Origin of the sequence: Pseudomonas sp. FW305-28 (genome assembly GCF_017351395.1) — a bacterium.
In the GTDB taxonomy this organism is placed as follows: Bacteria; Pseudomonadota; Gammaproteobacteria; order Pseudomonadales; family Pseudomonadaceae; genus Aquipseudomonas; species Aquipseudomonas fluorescens_AA.
The window spans coordinates 1-18,937 of the sequence record NZ_JACNDD010000089.1 but is presented as its reverse complement, the minus strand read 5'-3'; the positions used below and the strand labels follow the sequence as shown (position 1 = coordinate 18,937).

Below are 18,937 nucleotides of genomic sequence, written 5' to 3'. Positions count from 1 at the left end.
TGAGCGGCCTAGAATATCTGGTCCCGAGCCCGGTGTCCGGCTACAGTAGGGTCTTTGTCAACTAAGGCTTCGTGCATGACATTTCTGCGCCCCACCCTGCTGACGCTCGCTTGCCTGCTTGCCTCACCGGGCTTCGCCGACGACTTGCCGTCACTTGGCGATGCCAGTTCTGCCATCGTCTCGCCAGAACAGGAGCACCAACTGGGCCGCGCCTGGCTGGCCCTGCTGCGCAGCCAGGTTTCACAGCTCAACGATCCACAGCTCAAGGACTACGTCGAAACCAGCGTCTACAAGCTGGTGGAAACCAGCCAGGTCAACGACCGGCGCCTGGAATTCATCCTGATCAACAGCCCGCAGCTCAACGCCTTCGCCGCACCGGGCGGCATCGTCGGGGTCAACGGCGGCCTGTTCCTCAACGCACAGACCGAAGGCGAATACGCTTCGGTCATGGCCCACGAACTGGCGCACTTGTCACAGCGCCACTTCGCCCGCGGCGTCGAAGCCCAGCAACGCATGCAGGTGCCGATGATGGCGGCACTGCTGGCTGGCATCGTGATTGCCGCCGCCGGTGGCGGTGACGCCGGGATCGCGGCCATCGCCGGAACCCAGGCCGCCGCCATTCAGGAACAACGGCGCTTCTCGCGCCAGAACGAACAGGAAGCCGATCGCATCGGTATCCAGAACCTCGAGAAGGCCGGCTACGACCCGCGGTCCATGCCAACCATGTTCGAGCGCCTGATGCGCCAGTACCGGTTCGACGCCAGGCCGCCGGAATTCCTGCTGACTCACCCGGTGACCGAATCGCGGATCGCCGATACCCGCAACCGCGCCGAACAGGCCAAGCCGGGCGGCATCGAAGACAGTGTGCGCTATCAACTGATTCGCGCGCGGGTCCAGCTGACCTACGAAGAAACCCCGGGCCTGGGCGCCAAGCGCTTCCGGGCACAGCTGGATGAGAACCCGAAGAACGACGTGGCCCGCTATGGCCTGGCGATCGCGCAAATCAAGGGCGGCCAGTTGAATGACGCACGGGAGAATCTCAAGCCGTTGCTGGCCAAATCGCCCAACGAGATCATCTACAACCTCGCCCAGGTGGACCTGGACATCACCAGCAACAAACTGGCCGACGCTCAATCCCGCGTCGACCGGATGCTGAGCCAGTACCCCGGCAACTATCCGCTGAACCAGGTACGCGTCGACCTGCTGCTCAAGCAGAACCGCCCCGCCGATGCCGAGAAAGCCCTGGAAACCTTGCTCAAGTCGCGCCCGGACGATCCGGACGTCTGGTACATGGTGGCCGAGACCCGCGGGCTGTCAGGCAACATCATTGGCCTGCATCAGGCCCGTGCCGAGTACTTCGCCCTGGTGGGCGACTACCGTCAGGCCATTCAACAACTGGACTTCGCCAAACGACGCGCCGGCACCAACTTCCCCCTGTCGTCGCGCATCGATGCCCGCCAGCGGGAACTCATGGAGCAGGAACGCATGGTCAAGGACATGATGGGCTGAGCATTCGCCAGGCATAAAAAAACCGCCTCTTTCGAGGCGGTTTTTTTCAGCGGCTAACCGATCATTCGGCCAGCTTGAAGGTGATGAAGCTCGCACGCCCCTGGCGCAGGACTCGCATCGACACTGAACGATTCTTCGGCAATGCCTTGGCAATGTCGGTGAATTCCTTGGCCGAACCGATGGCCTGGTTGTTCAGGTGCGTGATGATGTCGCCCGGCTGGAGACCGATCAACGCGGCAGGACCGTCCTGCACTTCCTTGATCACCACACCGCCCTGGAGCTCCAGGGTGCGCTTCTGCTCTTCGGTCAGCTCGGCCACCGCCACGCCCAGGCGGTTGCTGCTGCGCTCGACGCCGGACTTGGGCAGCGAATCCAGCTCCTTGCCCTCTTCAGGAATGGCGCCGACGGTCAACTCGACATTCTTGCGCTTGCCCTCGCGAATCACTTCCAGATTGGCCTTGGCGCCAGCCTTGAGGGCTCCCACCAGGTGCGGCAGGTCGGCGGACATGACGATCGGCTGACCATTCATGCTCAGGATCACGTCACCCACTTGCAGACCGCCCTTGGCAGCCGGGCCACCTTCCTGGATCTGCGCCACCAGCGCACCGGCGGGTTTATCCAGCCCGAACGACTCGGCCAGGTCCTTGTTCACTTCCTGGATCACCACACCCAACCAGCCACGGCTGACCTTGCCTTCGCTCTTCAGTTGGTTGGACACGTCCATGGCAACGTCGATCGGAATCGCGAAGGACACGCCCATGAAGCCGCCCGAACGGGTGTAGATCTGGGAATTGATGCCGACCACTTCACCGTTGAGGTTGAACAGCGGGCCACCGGAGTTACCCGGGTTGATCGGTACGTCGGTCTGGATGAACGGCACGTAGTTTTCGTTCGGCAGGCTGCGCCCGATGGCGCTGACAATACCCTGGGTCACGGTGTGGTCGAAGCCGAACGGCGAACCGATGGCAACGACCCATTGGCCGGCTTTCAGGTCCTGGGATTTGCCCAGCTTGAGCACCGGCAGGTCCTTGCCCTCGATTTTCAACAGCGCCACGTCGGAACGTGGGTCGGTGCCGATCAGCTTGGCCTTGAGCTCGCTGCGGTCGGCCAGGCGAACCAGGATTTCGTCGGCATCGGCGATCACATGGTTGTTGGTCAGGATGTAGCCATCAGGTGAAATGATGAAGCCCGACCCCAGGGACTGGGCTTCGCGCTGACGACCACCGCCGGGTGAACGGGGCTGTTGTGGCATGCCACGCTCGAAGAACTCCCGCAGCATCGGCGGCAAGCCTTCCAGGTCCGGCATCTGCTGGTCCGATACACGACGATCCGGCAGCTTCTGGGTCGTGCTGATGTTCACCACGGCGGGTGAAGCCTGCTCGACCAGTTGTGTGAAGTCAGGCAATTCGACCGCCACGGCAGGAACGGCCTGGCCGAGCACAAGCACGGTGGCAAAAATGGAGAGATAGGTTTTCAAGCGTGGTATCGACATACGGCTCCCGTTACGACGAGCATGGTTAAGCGATATGGAGCAAGGAATACCAGGGAAAGATACGCCGGTATTTTTGTTCCGGGAACAGACAAGGCCAGAGCCGAGCGGCTCTGACCTATAGAAAAAAAGCTGGGGTTTTGCAAATGAAAATGCTGACAGGAAGTTTCGGCATTTCGATCAAGCCCTGGCGTCATCAGCCTCTCGCACAATCGAACCACCCGCGCCGTCAGCCGGCTATTGAGTCGCAGTGACGTCGGAGCGCATGGAAAGCGCGATCCGTTCCGCCGTACCGATAGGAATCTCGCCGACCACCGTGACCATCATTTCGCCTTGTGGCGTGGTGAGCCTGCGGGAGACGGCAGCCGTCGGACCGAGTTGAGTACGGGTATCGGTGGCGTTGGCACCGTTCAACGGCTCCAGGAACACCGAGAAGCGCGCCAAGCCATCGTCGTACATCAAGCTGCTGACCTGGATCTGGGTGTCCGGGTCCTTGCGCATGGCACTGCTGGTCAGTTCAAAGCCGGGCGGCAACCAGTCCGAGTGCCAGGCGGCTTTCACCGCAACGGCCTTGCCGGGTTCCTGCGCGACAGCCTTGCATTCGGCGCTGGCTTGCAGGTCACCGTCCGTGGGCACGGCGACGTTCAGGCGAGTGAACTGGAAACGTTCGAGCAACTGGCCCTTGTCGTTGAGCAACAAGGACTTGAGCGGCAGGCCGGTCTCTTTGTCCAGGTGCAGCTCGAAGCCATAACGATGCTGGTCCTTGGGCGTCAACGCCACGATGACCGCTTGACGCCCGGCCACGCGCGACTTGCCTATGACGGCAAGGTCATACCAATTCTTGAGTTTTTGCGGATCGAGCGCACGTGAAGTGCCGTCCGGCGTATTGCCCAACCCCGCGATCAAGGAGCCGCTGACGCATTGAGTATGCCCATCAATGCGCAGGACTTCCTGTGCCGAGCCGTCGAGCTGGAGTAACCGCTCGCGGACCTTGCCATCCTGGACGCGATGCCAGATGTTATGCGTAGAAAAACTACCGTTGCGCTCGTAAACGAAAGTGCCCTGGAAGCTCTGCTGTTGCTCGGCTTGACTCAGGCGACTCAACCAGTCCTGAGCCTCATCGGCATGGGCTGGAATCGCACACCAGCCACCAAGCAGAAGCGTGAATAGAGGTATGGCGCGCAATGGTTTTCCTTATTAACGGTTTTCCAGGCTGGCGGCACGGGCGTAAGGCAGCGCGCTTTCGGTACCTTTCAAGGCAGCTTGCTGGGCATGCTGACGCAGGTAGTTGGGCAGACGCTGATCATGCCAGCCAGGCTGGCCTTGCAGCACACCGTTGACCATCGGGCCTGCGGTTTCCGAACCTTCGCTGTAGCCGGCCAATACCGCTGGGCCCTTGACCTGTGGAGCGACCAAGCCAGGCTGGTTGGACTGCTGCGCCATTTGCACGCCGGCAATCTCATCCTGGTTGTACAGGCGCACACCGGCCAGTACGGCAACGGTGACCGACGCGGCTACCGCCAGACGTCCCAGGCTACGCCATGGTCCGCGTGAAGCTTTTGCCGGTACGGCTTCGTCAGCCAATGCAGCAGAAACGGCCGCAGCGATGTCCAGGCGTGGAAGCAGCAAATCCTTGTGCATGACAGCCCGGGCGATCTGGTAACGAGCCCAGGTCTCACGTGTTTCAACATCGTCGAAGGCATTCAATACCCGACGCAATTCAAGTTCGTCCGCTTCGTTGTCCATAACTGCGGACAGCGATTCCTGCAGGGCTTCACGACTCATGGCGTTCCTCTCTTGGCTGTCGCCGCTGTCTCTAGTTTTCCTGCAACAAGGGTTGCAGGGCTTTATCGATGGCCTCCCGAGCGCGGAAAATCCGGGAGCGCACGGTGCCCACAGGACATTGCATGACGCTCGCAATGTCTTCGTAACTCAGACCGTCGAACTCACGTAAAGTTAAAGCCGTACGCAAATCTTCAGGCAATTGCTGGATGGTTCGATGGACGGTGCCTTCAATCTCATCCCGCAGCAACGCACGTTCCGGTGATTCGAGATCCTTGAGGCCATGATCGCCATCATAGAACTCGGCATCTTCAGAACTTACATCGCTATCCGGCGGCCGGCGGCCGCGTGAAACCAGATAGTTTTTCGCCGTGTTGATGGCGATGCGGTAAAGCCACGTATAAAACGCGCTGTCCCCGCGGAAATTACCAAGTGCGCGGTAGGCCTTGATGAAGGCTTCCTGAGCAACATCCTGCGCTTCATGGGTGTCGTGCACGAAACGCACGATCAACCCGAGAATTTTGTGCTGGTATTTCAGCACCAGCAGATCGAAAGCTCGCTTGTCGCCGCGTTGGACCCGCTCGACCAGCTGCTGATCCTCTTCCTGGGTTAGCATGAACACTCCTCGATAAGCTCGAAGGAGGCTTGCATTACTAATTGACCGGGCTTGCAAACATAGACTCGGGCTTTTCGCAAAAGTTCTCCCCCTTCCAAGCAAGTTTCCGGCGCGCTCTGATCTCGGCACGCACGAAAAACGCAGCAGGAGATTCCCCGGCTGCGCGAATAATCTGTCATCGGGTCTGTCGGCAGAGATTTCAATCGAAATATTGCACCAACCCGACGCTGCTCCCTTTTGCAGACAACCGTCTATTGAACGTAGGCGCTTGGCAAAAGTTCCCGCTATTTACATCGCCATGAACTGAATTTCAGGCAACCATGCCGCGATAAACAGCGTTCTGTCCTCGAAACGGCCGCCTTTGTCGACTCAAAGCCAAAAGGATGATCCGACGAAGCGTGTCGCTTTCCTGTCACACTGGTTTCACATTGCCATGAAGGCCCGGCTATTGTGCCGATCCCCCCCTCTATATACTAGTGGGCTGCGTGGCTGCCCGACCCGTTGAAGCGGTGTCTGGCGCCAACCCCGACCCGGGTCGCCTTGAGCGGAAACCATTCGAATGAGCCAACAGTTTCAACACGATGTTCTGGTAATCGGCAGCGGAGCCGCCGGATTGAGCCTGGCGCTGACCTTGCCTGCGCATTTGCGCATCGCAGTGCTGAGCAAGGGCGACCTGGCCAACGGTTCGACCTTCTGGGCCCAGGGCGGTGTCGCCGCCGTGCTGGACGATACCGACACCATTGAATCCCATGTCGACGACACCCTCAACGCCGGCGGTGGCCTTTGCGATCCGCAAGCGGTGCGTTTCACCGTCGAGCACAGCCGGGAAGCCATCCAGTGGCTGATCGACCAGGGCGTGCCGTTTACCCGTGACGAACAATCGGGCACCGAAGACGGCGGTTTCGAGTTCCATCTGACCCGCGAAGGCGGCCACAGCCATCGGCGCATCATCCACGCGGCCGACGCCACGGGCGCGGCGATCTTCAAGACCCTGCTCGCCCAGGCGCGACTACGGCCGAACATCGAATTGCTGGAACAGCGCGTCGCGGTCGACCTGATCACCGAAAAACGCCTGGGCCTGGACGGTGACCGCTGCCTCGGCGCCTACGTGCTCAATCGCGGCACCGGCGAAGTCGACACCTACGGCGCGCGCTTCGTCGTCCTGGCGTCCGGTGGCGCGGCGAAAGTCTACCTGTATACCAGCAACCCCGACGGCGCCTGCGGCGACGGCATCGCCATGGCCTGGCGTTCGGGTTGCCGGGTGGCGAACCTGGAGTTCAACCAGTTCCACCCCACCTGCCTCTATCACCCGCTGGCCAAGAGCTTCCTGGTGACCGAGGCCCTGCGTGGCGAAGGGGCCCATTTGAAGCTCCCCAACGGCGAACGCTTCATGCAACGTTTCGATCCGCGTGCCGAACTGGCGCCGCGTGACATCGTCGCCCGGGCCATCGACCACGAAATGAAGCGCCTGGGTATCGATTGCGTCTATCTGGACATCAGCCACAAGCCTGAAGCCTTCATCAAGAGCCACTTCCCGACGGTGTACGAGCGCTGCCTGGAGTTTTCCATCGACATCACCAAGCAACCGATCCCGGTGGTGCCGGCGGCGCACTATACCTGCGGTGGCGTGATGGTCGACCAACACGGCCGCACCGACGTGCCTGGCCTGTATGCCATTGGCGAAACCAGCTTCACCGGCCTGCACGGCGCCAATCGCATGGCCAGCAATTCGCTGCTGGAATGTTTCGTCTACGCCCGCTCGGCGGCGGCAGACATCCTCGAGCAATTGCCGCAGATCGCCATTCCGGCCGCCCTGCCCTCGTGGGACGCCAGCCAGGTCACCGACTCGGACGAAGACGTGATCATTGCCCACAACTGGGATGAACTGCGGCGCTTCATGTGGGACTACGTGGGCATCGTGCGCACCAACAAGCGCCTGCAGCGGGCACAACACCGGGTGCGCTTGCTGCTGGATGAGATCGACGAGTTCTACAGCAACTACAAAGTCAGCCGCGACCTGATCGAACTGCGCAACCTGGCCCAGGTGGCGGAACTGATGATTCGCTCGGCCATGGAACGCAAGGAAAGCCGGGGGCTGCATTACACCCTCGACTACCCGAACCTGCTGCCCGAGGCACTGGACACTATCCTGGTGCCGCCCACCTACGCCGACTGAACCTGAGCCGCACCCGCAGGCGCCGATGGACATCCGGCGCCAGCGCGTCGCGGAGCACGCACAGGGATCGGACCCGCCGCTCACCCTGCAATCGGAAACGCAGCACGATGATCAGCGGCAGCGCCAGGCTATCGGGGCGCAACTGCACAGCCCGCCAGCCATCGGCCCGGCTCCAGAGCTGCCAGCCCGCGGCATTGCGACGCAACCCGCAAAAGGCCCGGCGATGGGTCAGCACGACATGTCGGGGGATCACCCAGACGCCATGGGCCAGGCACACGATAATGCCAAGCGCGGCGCACCAGGACGCGATGGACAACAGCAACAACGAACCCAGGGCGAACACCTGGGCCAGCAGATAGGCCGCCAGCAGTTGCCCAGAGGCCTGCCAGCGGCATTCGAAGTCATTACTTGGGTTGGACACGGTCCAGGATCATCCGGACCATGCGCTGCAACTCGGGGTCTTCGGATTCGCTGCGCTCCATGAACCAGCCGAACATGTCCTGATCCTCGCATTCGAGCAGGCGGACATAGCACGCACGGTCCACTTCATTGAGATGGGGGTAAACCTCTTTCACGAACGGCACCAGCAACACGTCCAGTTCAAGCATGCCGCGGCGGCTGTGCCAGTAGAGGCGATTCAGTTCAACATCTTCGACCATGGAGCGCTCCTCAAATAGAGCGCAAGTATACAGGCCTCGCCACAGCGCAACAGACGGCTTTGGTCTGGCACCACCGATCCTTTGTGAACTACCCATTTCAAGGGCGTCCCCTTATGATGTCTACCAGACTTTTTACCCTGCGATGACCCATGGCTGATTTCGCTTTTTTCTGCACCCTGTCCCACGAAGGCGTCCTCGCGGTCCGCGGCGTGGATGCCAGCAAATTCCTGCAAGGCCAATTGACCTGCAACCTCGACTACCTCAGCGACAGCCGGGCCAGCCTCGGCGCCCGCTGCACGCAGAAAGGCCGGATGCAATCGAGCTTCCGCATCCTGCTCGAAGGCGACGGTGTGTTGATGGCCATGGCCACCGAACTGCTCGAACCGCAATTGGCGGACCTGAAAAAATACGCCGTGTTCTCCAAATCCAAGCTCACCGACGAAAGCGCCGCCTGGGTTCGCTTCGGCCTGGAAAATGCCGACAATGCCCTGGCTGGCCTGGGCCTCGAACTGCCGAGCGACACCGACAGCGTGGTGCGCCATGAAGCCTTGATCGCCATCCGCGTTTCTCCCGGCCGCGCCGAGCTGTGGGCCCCCGCCGAACAGGCACAGGCACTGCGAACCCGCCTGGGCGCCGAACTGGCCGAGGCGGACCTGAACCCCTGGCTGCTGGGCCAGGTCCGTGCCGGGATCGGCCAGGTCATGCCGACCACCCGCGAACTGTTCATCCCGCAGATGCTCAACCTGCAAGCCGTCGGCGGCGTCAGCTTCAAGAAAGGCTGCTACACCGGCCAGGAAATCGTCGCCCGCATGCAATACCTGGGCAAGCTCAAGCGGCGCCTGTATCGCCTGCAACTGGACGCCAGCGAACTGCCGGAACCTGGCACGGCGCTGTTCTCCCCCACTCATGGCAGTTCCATCGGCGAAGTGGTGATTGCCGCCCGCGGCGAAGGAAACATTGAACTGCTGGCGGTATTACAGGCCGAAGCTGCAGAAGATAACAATCTGCACCTCGGTGCCTTGGAAGGCCCTCGCCTTCAATTGTTGGACCTGCCTTACGAACTGGACCGCGACCGCGAAATCCAGCGCTGATCGCAGCATTTGTCGCAACACCCTAGAGAACCGAAATGAGCGATTTGGCGGATAAGGTCCAACGGGATTTGGTGCAGGCCATCGATAACGATGACCTGGTTCTGCCAACATTACCGGAAGTGGCCATGCAGATTCGCCGGGCCGCCGAAGACCCGGAAATCAGCGTCAGCAACCTGAGCAAAGTGATCGGCCGCGATACAGCCCTTTCGGCACGCCTGATAAAAGTGGTCAACAGCCCGCTGTTGCGCGCCACCCAGGAAGTCACTGACCTGCACACGGCCATCACTCGACTGGGCGTCAACTACAGCAGCAACTTGGCCATTGGCCTGGTGATGGAGCAGATTTTCCATGCCCGTTCCGAGGTGGTGGAACTGAAGATGCGCGAAGTCTGGCGCAAAAGCCTGGAGATCGCCGGCGTCAGCTATGCGTTGTGTCGCGGCTACACCCAACTCAAGCCCGACCAGGCCGCGTTGGGTGGGCTGGTGCATCAGATCGGCGTGCTGCCGATCCTCACGTATGCACAGGACAATAATGAGTTACTGTCGGATCCGGTGAGCCTCAACCATGTCATCGAAACAATTCACCCGGTGCTGGGGGACAAGTTACTCAGCGTCTGGGAATTTCCGGAGCGGCTGGTGAAGCTGCCGGGGTTGTATCTGGATTTCAACCGCGACTCCAAGCAAATCGATTATGTCGACCTGGTGCAGGTCGCTGCGCTGTATTGCTACAAGGACACCGACCATCCTCTGAGCAAGATTGATGTATTCGGCGTCCCAGCCTTCAAGAAACTGGGCATCGACCCGGAGAACAAGGCCCGGTGCGCGGATATCGAAGAAGCGCGGTCGATGTTTTATTAGAGACGTCTGAGGCCATGTAGACGTCTCCGAGCATGCTGTGGTCAGCAGATGCTTTTGTGGCGAGGGAGCTTGCTCCCGCTCGACTGCGCAGCAGGCGCAAGGCTTTTAGCGCCGCGCGCAACCCAGCGGGAGCAAGCTCCCTCGCCACAACGGCGTTCTGCTCTGGCTCAGTCTGATCCAGGAATAAAGCTCACCCGCACCTTCAGCCCGCGCTCCTGCCCGTCATGCAAGGTGATCTGCGCCAGATGCGCGCGGCAGATTTCGCCGACGATCGCCAACCCCAGCCCGGAACCGGCCACTTGCTGGTTGCGTCGATAGAAGCGCTCGAACACCCGGTCCCGCTCATGCAACGGAATGCCTGGCCCGTCGTCCTCGACTTCCAGGACCGCCGGTGGGGTGACCCGCAGGATCACGTTGCCGCCGGACGGTGTGTGGGCCAGGGCGTTGTCCACCAGATTGCTCAACAGCTCGTTCAACAAGGTCGGCTCGCCCCGCAGCCATACCGGCTCGTCGGCTTCCAGGGCCAGTGCCACGCCTCGGGCATGGGCCAGCGGGGCCATGGCCATGCCCAGCTCACGGGCCAACTGGCTGAGATCGAGCAACTGTGCGCCGCCCTCGGCAATGGCCCGGGCGCCATTTTCCACCCGCGCCAGGGACAGCAACTGGTTGGCCAGGTGGGTCAATCGATCGGTCCCCTGAGCCGCGGTTTCCAGGGTTTCACGCCAGGTCGCCGGCTCGCTGGCGCGCAACCCCAGCTCCAGGCGCGCCTTGAGCGCGGCCAGCGGTGTACGCAGTTCATGGGCGGCATCGGCGATGAACTGAGCCTGACGCTCGAACTGCCCGCGCAGGCGTTCGGTGAAATGGTTGAGGGCCCGCACCAGCGGCCATAATTCGTGCTGCACCTCCACCAGCGGCAACGGCCGCAGATCGTCCGGCTGGCGCTCCTCCACCGCCGTGCGCAAGCGCTCCAACGGGCGCAACGCCGCACTGACCGCAAACCACACCAACAGCAGCGCGCCCACGGCCAGCATGCCCAGGCGCAACAGCGTGTCGGCCATCAGGCCACGGGCCATGCTGACCCGCGCCTCTTCGGTCTCGGCCACGCGAATTTCCGCCATGCCATTCATGTTCGGCTCGCTCACCGCCTTGAGCAGGCTCACCACCCGCACGCTCTGCCCCTGGTATTGGGCGTTATAGAAGCGCGCCAGCGCCGGGTAATCGTCCGTGCGGGGTGTTCCGGGCGGCGGGCCGGGAAGGTTTTCGTAGCCGGAAATCAACTTCTTGTCGATGTCATTGACTTGGTAATAAATGCGTCCGGCACTGTCGTAGGCAAAGGTGTCCAGGGCCACGTAGGGCACATCTGCGCTGAGGCTGCCGTCGCGCTGGGACAGGCCTGCGGCGATGGTCCGGGCCGAGGCCAGCAGGGTCCGGTCATAGGCGGTGTCCGCCGCTTCGCGGCCGTTCCAGTAGGCGCTCAGGCCGCTGGCGAGCATCAGCACCACCAGCAGCAACGCCAGGTTCCAGAGCAGCCGCCAGCGCAGGCTGTCGGGCTTATGCATTGCGGTTTTCCAGCAGGTAGCCCAAGCCGCGGAACGTCACGATCGCGACCGCATGGCCGTCGAGTTTCTTGCGCAGGCGATGGACGTAGATTTCGATGGCGTCCGGGCTGGCTTCTTCGTCCAGGCCGAACACCTGGGCCGCCAGTTGCTCCTTGCTCATCACCCGCCCCGGTCGGGCAATCAACGCTTCCAGCACCGCTTGCTCACGGGATGTCAGGGTCAGCAATTCATCGTCGAGGGTAAAACGGCGGGTGTCCAGGTCATAGACCAGCCCGCCGCAGCGCTGCTGGCGTTCGCCGCCCAGTACGCTGCGCCGCAACAGGGCCTTGACCCGGGCCTCCAGCTCAGTGAGCTCGAATGGCTTGGCCAGGTAGTCGTCCGCACCGAGATTGAGGCCATGGACGCGGTCCTTGACGTCGCTGCGGGCGGTCAACATCAGCACGGGCAAAGTCTTGCCGCGAGCCCGCAGGCGCGCCAGCACCTCGAAACCGTCCATGCGCGGCAGCCCGACATCGAGCACCGCCACGGCATATTCCTCGCTGCTCAAGGCCAGGTCGGCCGCGACGCCGTCGTGTAGCACGTCCACGGTCAAACCGGTGCTCTTGAGCGCCTGGGCAACGCTTTCGGCGAGCTGCAGATGGTCTTCGACGAGCAGAACACGCATGGGTTATTCCTCGATTCAGGGATGGTCGACGCCATTCTTTGGCGCGGAGTTTACAGCCGAGTCCGCCGCTGTGAAGGCAAAAGAATCATGAAAGCCTACTGAAAGGTTAGCGAAAGGTTGGACAGTTAGAGTCCTCCCACGGACGGTTTCGACTGCCCGCCGCGACGCACATCGCGAACGAAAAACGCCTCGAAGCGTTTTCGCCAAATAAGAACAATAAAAGCGGAGTATTCACCATGCTGTCCCTACAGCTCCAGGCCCCAATGCCTGCTCGCCCTTCCCGCTTCAATCAGACCCGCGTGGCCGATGCCGCCACTCCTCGGTCCAGCGTCTTCCTACGCCTTCAATCCCGAACTCCCTGGCAACAACCTGCGTCCGCTATCAGCGACGACCAGGCCGGGAACCCATCGACACCAAATTTGCACCACACACAACAACAACTCCTGTGGAGACGATGATGAATCTATCACTGCGTAAAATAGCCTTGGCCGCTGGATGCCTGATGTTCGCCGGGCAGTTGCTCGCCGCTGATCCGTCCAAAGAACCCAAGCGCCCCGAATGCATCGCCCCGGCCTCCCCTGGCGGCGGCTTCGACCTGACGTGCAAGCTGGTGCAAAGCGCGCTGGTCAACCAGAAACTGCTGACCAAGCCAATGCGCGTCACCTACATGCCCGGCGGCGTCGGCGCGGTAGCCTACAACGCAGTGGTCGCCCAACGTCCGGCCGACGCCGGCACATTGGTGGCCTGGTCCAGCGGCTCGTTGCTGAACCTGGCACAGGGCAAGTTCGGTCGTTTCGATGAAAGCGCCGTGCGTTGGTTGGCCGCGGTCGGCACCAGCTATGGCGCCATCGCGGTGAAAAGCGATTCGCCCTACAAGAACCTCGACGATCTGGTACAGGCCCTGAAGAAAGATCCGGGGTCGGTGGTCATCGGTTCCGGCGGCACGGTCGGCAGCCAGGACTGGATGCAGACCGCCCTGATCGCCAAGGCCGCCGGCATCAACCCCCGCGACCTGCGTTACGTAGCCCTCGAAGGCGGCGGCGAGATCGCCACCGCGCTGCTCGGCGGCCACATCCAGGTCGGCAGTACCGACATTTCCGACTCCATGCCCCACATCCAGAGCGGCGACATGCGCCTGCTGGCGGTGTTTGCCGAGAAGCGCATCGACGAGCCAGAGATGAAAAACATCCCCACCGCCCGCGAGCAAGGCTATGACATCGTCTGGCCGGTGGTCCGCGGTTTCTACCTCGGGCCAAAAGTCAGCGATGAAGACTACGCCTGGTGGAAAGACGCGTTCGACAAGCTGCTGGCTTCCGAAGAGTTCGCCAAGTTGCGTGACCAGCGCGAGCTGTTCCCGTTTGCCATGACCGGCCCGGAACTGGACACCTACGTGAAGAAGCAAGTGGCTGATTACAAGGTGCTGGCCAAAGAGTTCGGCCTGATCCAGTAACCGTCTCTGTTCGCGTGGCGGCGCTGGCATCACCGGCGCCGCCCAGGAGTTAGTCATGCTCACCATCCAACGTATTTTTGCCGCGGTGCTGCTGCTGGTTTGCATCGGCCTCGCGCTGATGGCCTGGCCGTATCAGGCCGCTTTTTCCTACGAACCGGTCGGCCCGCGCGCCTTTCCCTTGCTGATGCTGGGGCTGATGGGCCTGGCGCTGCTGTACATGCTGTTTCGTCCGACCCCTATCGTGCACAGCGACGAAGACCCGCAGCTGGACCGTGAAACCCTGCAGAAGATCGGCATCTGTGTGGCGTTGTTGCTGGTATTCGCCGGGACCTTCGAACCCCTGGGCTTCATTGTCGCCAGCATCCTGATCGGCGTGCCGATGGCGCGCCTGTATGGCGGGCGCTGGGTGCCGAGCGTGGTGATCATCAGCCTGATGGCCATCGGTCTTTATCTGTTGTTCGACAAGCTGATGGACGTGCCGCTGCCCCTGGGCCTGCTCGACGTCCTGGAGAATTGATATGGATACCCTGAATTATCTCGGCCAGGGTTTTGGCGTTGCACTGACCCCCTACAACCTCGTCACCGCATTGAGCGGTACGCTGATCGGCACGGTGGTCGGCCTGCTGCCGGGCCTGGGCCCGATCAACGGTGTAGCGCTGCTGATCCCGATCGCCTTCGCCCTGGGCCTGCCGCCGGAGTCGGCGCTGATCCTGCTGGCGGCGGTGTACCTGGGTTGCGAATACGGCGGGCGCATCAGCTCGATCCTGCTCAACATCCCGGGGGAAGCCTCCACCGTGATGACCACCCTCGACGGCTACCCGATGGCTCGCCAGGGCCTGGCCGGGGTGGCGTTGTCGCTGTCGGCGTGGAGTTCGTTCATCGGCGCGTTCATCGCCACCTGCGGCATGGTGCTGTTCGCGCCGTTGCTGGCCAAATGGGCGATTGCGTTCGGACCGGCGGAATATTTCGTCCTGATGGTGTTCGCCATTGTCTGCCTCGGCGGCATGGCCGGCGACCGACCGCTCAAGACGTTCATTGCGGCGCTGATCGGTCTGTTCCTGTCCAGTGTCGGGATCGATGCCAACAGCGGCGTCTACCGCTTCACCGGTGACAACATCCATCTGACCGATGGCATCCAGTTCGTCGTGCTGGTGCTGGGTTTGTTCTCCATCAGTGAAATCCTGTTACTGCTGGAGAAAACCCATCGCGGCCAGGAAGCGGTGGAAGCCACTGGGCGGATGATGTTCAACTTCAAGGAAGCGGCGTCGGTCTTCGTCGTGAACCTGCGTTGCGGCGTGCTCGGCTTCATCATGGGCGTGTTGCCCGGTGCCGGGGCGACCCTGGCCAGTGCCGTGGCCTACATGACCGAGAAGCGCATCGCCGGTGCCAGTGGCAAGTTCGGCCAGGGTGACAAACGCGGCCTCGCCGCTCCGGAAACCGCCATTGGCGGCGCAGCCTGTGGGGCGCTGGTGCCGATGCTGACCCTCGGTGTTCCCGGCTCGGGCACCACGGCGGTGATGATCGGCGCACTGTCGCTGTACAACATCACGCCCGGTCCGCTGCTGTTCCAGCAACAGCCGGACATTGTCTGGGGCCTGATCGCCTCGTTGTTCGTCGCCAATATCATGTTGGTGATCCTCAACATCCCGATGATCCGCATCTTCACCCGTATCCTGGCCGTGCCGAACTGGGCATTGGTACCGGTCATCGCGATCATCACCGGCATCGGCGTCTACGCAGTACATGCCACGACGTTCGACCTGTTCCTGATGATCGGCATTGGTATCTTCGGCTACATCCTGCGCAAGCTGGATTTCCCGCTGTCGCCGGTCCTGCTGGGCTTCATTCTCGGCGGCCTGATGGAACAGAACCTGCGTCGTGCGCTGTCGATCTCCAACGGTGCGCTGGAAATCCTCTGGTCGAGCCCGATCACCTTCGGCTGCTGGATCCTGACGGCGATCATGCTGTTCATGCCATTGCTGCGGATCTGGCGTCGCCGCGCCGCCCAACGTCGCGCCCTGGCCAATGTCTGAAGCGACTTTCAAACAATGGTGGGGAACACCGCTGGTCGGTCTGGCCGGCGGTTACCTGGCCAGCCTGATCGGCTGGCCTTTGCCCTGGATGGTCGGCTCGTTGCTGGCGATCATCCTGGTGCGCTGCCTGACGCCGTGGCAATTGATGGAAATCCCCGGCGGCCGTAAATGCGGCCAATGGGTGGTGGGCATCGGTATCGGCCTGCACTTCACCCCAGTGGTGATGGAACAGGTCCTGAGCCACTTCGGCTTGATTTTTTTCGGCGCGCTGATCACCAGCGTGTCCAGCGTGGTAAGTGTCTGGCTGATGCGTCGCACCGGCGAGGACCGTGCTACCGCGTTTTTCTCGAGCATGCCCGGCGGTTCCGGCGAAATGGTCAACCTCGGTGCCCGCAACGGCGCGGACCTCAGCCGTGTCGCCGCGGGCCAGAGCTTGCGGGTGTTGGTAGTGGTGCTGTGCGTGCCGGCGGCCTTCAAGTACCTGCTGGGCGAAGGCACCCCGGCGCAGCACGCCACCACGGTGGACTGGCTGTGGCTGGCGCTCCTGTTTCCGGCGGGCGCCCTGCTCGCCTGGGTTTGGGAACGCTTGCGCCAACCCAACCCGTGGTTGTTCGGGCCGTTGCTGGTGAGCGCGGCGGTGAGCGTCGGTTGGGACCTGCACATCGGCCTGCCCAACGGCGCCAGCCAGATCGGCCAGTGGCTGATCGGCAGCGGGCTGGGTTGCCATTTCAACCGGCAGTTCTTTCGTCGGGCACCGTCGTTCATGGGCCGCACGTTGGTTGGCACGGTGTTGACGATGCTGATCGCCACGCTTGCCGCCCTAGGCTTGAGCACCTTGACCCATCTGGATCTGCGTTCGTTGACGCTGGGCATGATGCCCGGCGGCATCGCGGAAATGAGCCTGACGGCGGAGACGCTGCAACTGTCGGTGCCATTGGTGACGGCGTTGCAGGTGATGCGGTTGCTGTTCGTGCTGTTTCTGGCGGAGCCGTTGTTCAGGTATTGGACGCGCCAGCCGAATTCGGCCTGATCGTCCGCGGCGCCTTCATCGCGAGCAAGCTCGCTCCCACAGGGGTTTGTGTTGCCCTGAACCCTGTGGGAGCGAGCTTGCTCGCGATGGGGCCCTCATTGCCGACCGTTCAAACTGGCGGCAACCGCCAATCGATCGGCGTCTCGCCCTGCTGCTGGAGAAACTTGTTGGTCCGGCTGAAATGCCCGCAACCGATGAAACCTCGGTGGGCCGACAGCGGCGATGGGTGGACCGAAGTCAGCACCAAATGCTTGGTCGCATCGATCAGCCTCTGCTTGCTCTGGGCATGGGCGCCCCACAACAGGAACACCAAGTGCGGCTGGTGTTCACTGACGACTTCAATGATCCTGTCGGTAAAGTGCTGCCAACCTTTTTTGGCGTGGGCGTTGGCATTGGCGCGCTCCACGGTCAGGGTCGTGTTGAGCAGCAACACGCCCTGGTCGGCCCAACTTTGCAGGTAGCCGTGACTCGGGATGTCGATGTTCAGGTCGCGCTTCAATTCCTTGTAGATGTTCACCAGGGACGGCGGTGTCGGCACGCCCGGCTGTACCGAGAAGCACAAGCCATGGGCCTGGCCTGGACCGTGGTAAGGATCCTGGCCGAGAATCACCACCTTGACCTTATCCAGCGGCGTGGAATTGAGGGCGTTGAAAATCAGCGAAGCCGGCGGATAGATCTCCTTGCCAGCGGCGTATTCACTGCGTAGGAACTCACGCAACTCCGCCATGTAGGGCTGGTCGAACTCGGCACGCAGGGCCTGCTTCCAGCTCGGTTCGAGTTTGATACGGTCGTCAGCAGTCATGGTTGCATCCGGTAAAAACAATGGGCGCACCCTAGGAAAGCCTACAGGGCTTGTCAATTGATCTGACGCAGAACCGGCACTTTCCTACATAGCGGTCATACTGAACATTCAAATTTCTGATCGAGGTCACGATGAATCTGCACTTCGAAGAGCTCACTGGTATCGACGGTGCCCGCATCGGCATCGCCACCCTGGATGCCGAAAAATCCCTGAACGCCCTGTCCCTGCCGATGATCAACGCCTTGCGTGATCGCCTCGATGCCTGGGCTCGGGAACCGCAGGTCGTTTGTGTGCTGTTGCGTGGCAATGGCGCCAAGGCCTTCTGCGCCGGCGGTGAAGTGCGCAGCCTGGTGGAGGCCTGCCGCGCTCATCCCGGCGAAGTACCGCCGTTGGCGGCACAATTCTTCGCGGCGGAGTACCGCTTGGACTTCAACCTGCACACCTACCCCAAACCCTTGCTGTGCTGGGGCCACGGTTATGTCCTGGGCGGCGGCATGGGGCTGCTGCAAGGCGCGAGTACCCGCATCGTCACGCCAAGCAGCCGCCTGGCCATGCCGGAAATCAGCATCGGCCTGTACCCGGATGTCGGCGCCAGTTGGTTCTTGTCACGCCTGCCCGGCAAGCTCGGGCTGTTTCTCGGCCTGACCGGCGCTCACATGAATGCCCGGGACGCCATCGACCTGGGCCTGGCCGACCGCTTCTTGCTGGATGAACAACAGGACGACCTGATCGAAGGCCTGCTGCAACTCAACTGGCAGGAGCAGACCGAGATGCAACTCAACAGCCTGCTCAAGGCCCTGCAGCAGGAAGCCGTCGCCCAACTGCCCGAGGCCCAATGGCTGCCGCGGCGGCCGAAAATCGATGAGTGGCTGGATGTCAGCGATGTGCGCTGCGCCTGGAAAGCCCTCAGCCTGTTGGTGGACCACCCCGATCCACTGATCGCCCGGGCCGCCAAGACCATGACCGAAGGCTCGCCATTGACCGCTCATCTGGTCTGGGAGCAGATCGCTCGGGCTCGGCATTTGTCCCTGGCCGGCGTGTTCCGGATGGAATACACCCTGAGCCTCAACTGCTGTCGTCATCCGGAATTCAGCGAAGGCGTGCGGGCACGATTGATCGACAAGGACCACAAGCCACGCTGGCATTGGCCGGATATCAATCACGTTCCCGAAGCGGCAGTCGAAGCACACTTTCACAAGGCGTGGGAAGGTCGACATCCG

Annotated in this window: 18 protein-coding genes; 9 read left to right on the top strand and 9 right to left on the bottom strand. The window is 61.9% G+C overall.

All coding sequences use genetic code 11. The features are described 5' to 3' along the window. Positions 1 to 75 precede the first annotated feature (75 nt). Positions 76 to 1,509: a M48 family metalloprotease gene (locus J4E53_RS19975; RefSeq protein WP_103309779.1), complete on the top strand. Its 1,434-nt coding sequence runs from the start codon at positions 76 to 78 to the stop codon at positions 1,507 to 1,509. A gap of 61 nt (positions 1,510 to 1,570) precedes the next feature. Here J4E53_RS19975 and J4E53_RS19970 read toward each other — a convergent pair whose 3' ends face one another. The 4 genes from J4E53_RS19970 to rpoE all read right to left on the bottom strand — a co-directional run bounded on the left by J4E53_RS19970 (position 1,571) and on the right by rpoE (position 5,396). Further along, positions 1,571 to 3,001: a DegQ family serine endoprotease gene (locus tag J4E53_RS19970; RefSeq protein ID WP_060738763.1), complete on the bottom strand. Its 1,431-nt coding sequence runs from the start codon at positions 2,999 to 3,001 to the stop codon at positions 1,571 to 1,573. A gap of 234 nt (positions 3,002 to 3,235) precedes the next feature. Continuing rightward, a complete protein-coding gene (locus J4E53_RS19965; protein ID WP_060738764.1) occupies positions 3,236 to 4,183 on the bottom strand; it encodes a MucB/RseB C-terminal domain-containing protein in 948 nt (315 codons plus the stop codon). Between the two features lie 12 nt (positions 4,184 to 4,195). After that, a complete protein-coding gene (locus J4E53_RS19960) occupies positions 4,196 to 4,783 on the bottom strand; it encodes a sigma-E factor negative regulatory protein (RefSeq protein ID WP_046065129.1) in 588 nt (195 codons plus the stop codon). 31 nt (positions 4,784 to 4,814) lie between these two features. Further along, positions 4,815 to 5,396, bottom strand: a complete 582-nt coding sequence (gene rpoE / locus J4E53_RS19955) for an RNA polymerase sigma factor RpoE (RefSeq protein WP_003172477.1) — start codon at positions 5,394 to 5,396, stop codon at positions 4,815 to 4,817. A gap of 559 nt (positions 5,397 to 5,955) precedes the next feature. On the opposite strand from rpoE, the gene nadB reads away from it, so the two are divergent. Next, a complete protein-coding gene (gene nadB / locus J4E53_RS19950) occupies positions 5,956 to 7,572 on the top strand; it encodes an L-aspartate oxidase (protein ID WP_060738765.1) in 1,617 nt (538 codons plus the stop codon). Here nadB and J4E53_RS19945 read toward each other — a convergent pair. Both J4E53_RS19945 and J4E53_RS19940 read right to left on the bottom strand, forming a co-directional pair. After that, a complete protein-coding gene (locus tag J4E53_RS19945; RefSeq protein ID WP_103309777.1) occupies positions 7,541 to 7,993 on the bottom strand; it encodes a protein YgfX in 453 nt (150 codons plus the stop codon). The genes nadB and J4E53_RS19945 overlap by 32 nt on opposite strands. Continuing rightward, positions 7,977 to 8,231, bottom strand: coding sequence for a succinate dehydrogenase assembly factor 2 (locus J4E53_RS19940; RefSeq protein WP_003184348.1), 255 nt, complete (start codon positions 8,229 to 8,231; stop codon positions 7,977 to 7,979). The genes J4E53_RS19945 and J4E53_RS19940 overlap by 17 nt, the downstream gene beginning before the upstream one ends. Positions 8,232 to 8,380: 149 nt before the next feature. On the opposite strand from J4E53_RS19940, the gene J4E53_RS19935 reads away from it, so the two are divergent. Together J4E53_RS19935 and J4E53_RS19930 are read left to right on the top strand one after the other, a co-directional pair. Then, positions 8,381 to 9,322, top strand: a complete 942-nt coding sequence (locus J4E53_RS19935) for a folate-binding protein YgfZ (protein ID WP_060738767.1) — start codon at positions 8,381 to 8,383, stop codon at positions 9,320 to 9,322. A gap of 35 nt (positions 9,323 to 9,357) precedes the next feature. Next, positions 9,358 to 10,179 (top strand): HDOD domain-containing protein, encoded by an 822-nt coding sequence (locus J4E53_RS19930; protein WP_060738768.1) that lies wholly within the window; start codon positions 9,358 to 9,360, stop codon positions 10,177 to 10,179. A 167-nt stretch (positions 10,180 to 10,346) separates the two neighbouring features. Here J4E53_RS19930 and J4E53_RS19925 read toward each other — a convergent pair whose 3' ends face one another. Together J4E53_RS19925 and J4E53_RS19920 are read right to left on the bottom strand one after the other, a co-directional pair. Then, entirely contained in the window at positions 10,347 to 11,738 is a 1,392-nt protein-coding gene (locus J4E53_RS19925) for a sensor histidine kinase (protein ID WP_060738769.1), read from the bottom strand. Continuing rightward, entirely contained in the window at positions 11,731 to 12,402 is a 672-nt protein-coding gene (locus J4E53_RS19920; protein WP_003198779.1) for a response regulator, read from the bottom strand. The genes J4E53_RS19925 and J4E53_RS19920 overlap by 8 nt, the downstream gene beginning before the upstream one ends. A gap of 457 nt (positions 12,403 to 12,859) precedes the next feature. Here J4E53_RS19920 and J4E53_RS19915 point away from each other — a divergent pair, with 457 nt between their 5' ends. From J4E53_RS19915 to J4E53_RS19900, 4 genes are read left to right on the top strand one after another with little or no spacing between them, the layout of a single operon-like run. Beyond that, a complete protein-coding gene (locus J4E53_RS19915) occupies positions 12,860 to 13,852 on the top strand; it encodes a tripartite tricarboxylate transporter substrate binding protein (protein WP_060738770.1) in 993 nt (330 codons plus the stop codon). Between the two features lie 55 nt (positions 13,853 to 13,907). Beyond that, complete coding sequence (locus tag J4E53_RS19910) at positions 13,908 to 14,369, top strand: tripartite tricarboxylate transporter TctB family protein (RefSeq protein ID WP_060738771.1); 462 nt, start codon at positions 13,908 to 13,910, stop codon at positions 14,367 to 14,369. Position 14,370: 1 nt separating this feature from the next. Further along, complete coding sequence (locus J4E53_RS19905; RefSeq protein WP_103309775.1) at positions 14,371 to 15,885, top strand: tripartite tricarboxylate transporter permease; 1,515 nt, start codon at positions 14,371 to 14,373, stop codon at positions 15,883 to 15,885. Further along, positions 15,878 to 16,915, top strand: coding sequence for an AbrB family transcriptional regulator (locus J4E53_RS19900; protein ID WP_103309773.1), 1,038 nt, complete (start codon positions 15,878 to 15,880; stop codon positions 16,913 to 16,915). The genes J4E53_RS19905 and J4E53_RS19900 overlap by 8 nt, the downstream gene beginning before the upstream one ends. A gap of 109 nt (positions 16,916 to 17,024) precedes the next feature. Here the strand turns inward: J4E53_RS19900 and ung are convergent, their stop codons facing one another. Next, positions 17,025 to 17,717: a uracil-DNA glycosylase gene (gene ung, locus J4E53_RS19895; protein WP_103309771.1), complete on the bottom strand. Its 693-nt coding sequence runs from the start codon at positions 17,715 to 17,717 to the stop codon at positions 17,025 to 17,027. Positions 17,718 to 17,848: 131 nt separating this feature from the next. Here ung and J4E53_RS19890 point away from each other — a divergent pair. Continuing rightward, the coding region (locus J4E53_RS19890) for an enoyl-CoA hydratase/isomerase family protein (protein ID WP_207268176.1) at positions 17,849 to 18,937 on the top strand (1,089 nt) is incomplete at its 3' end.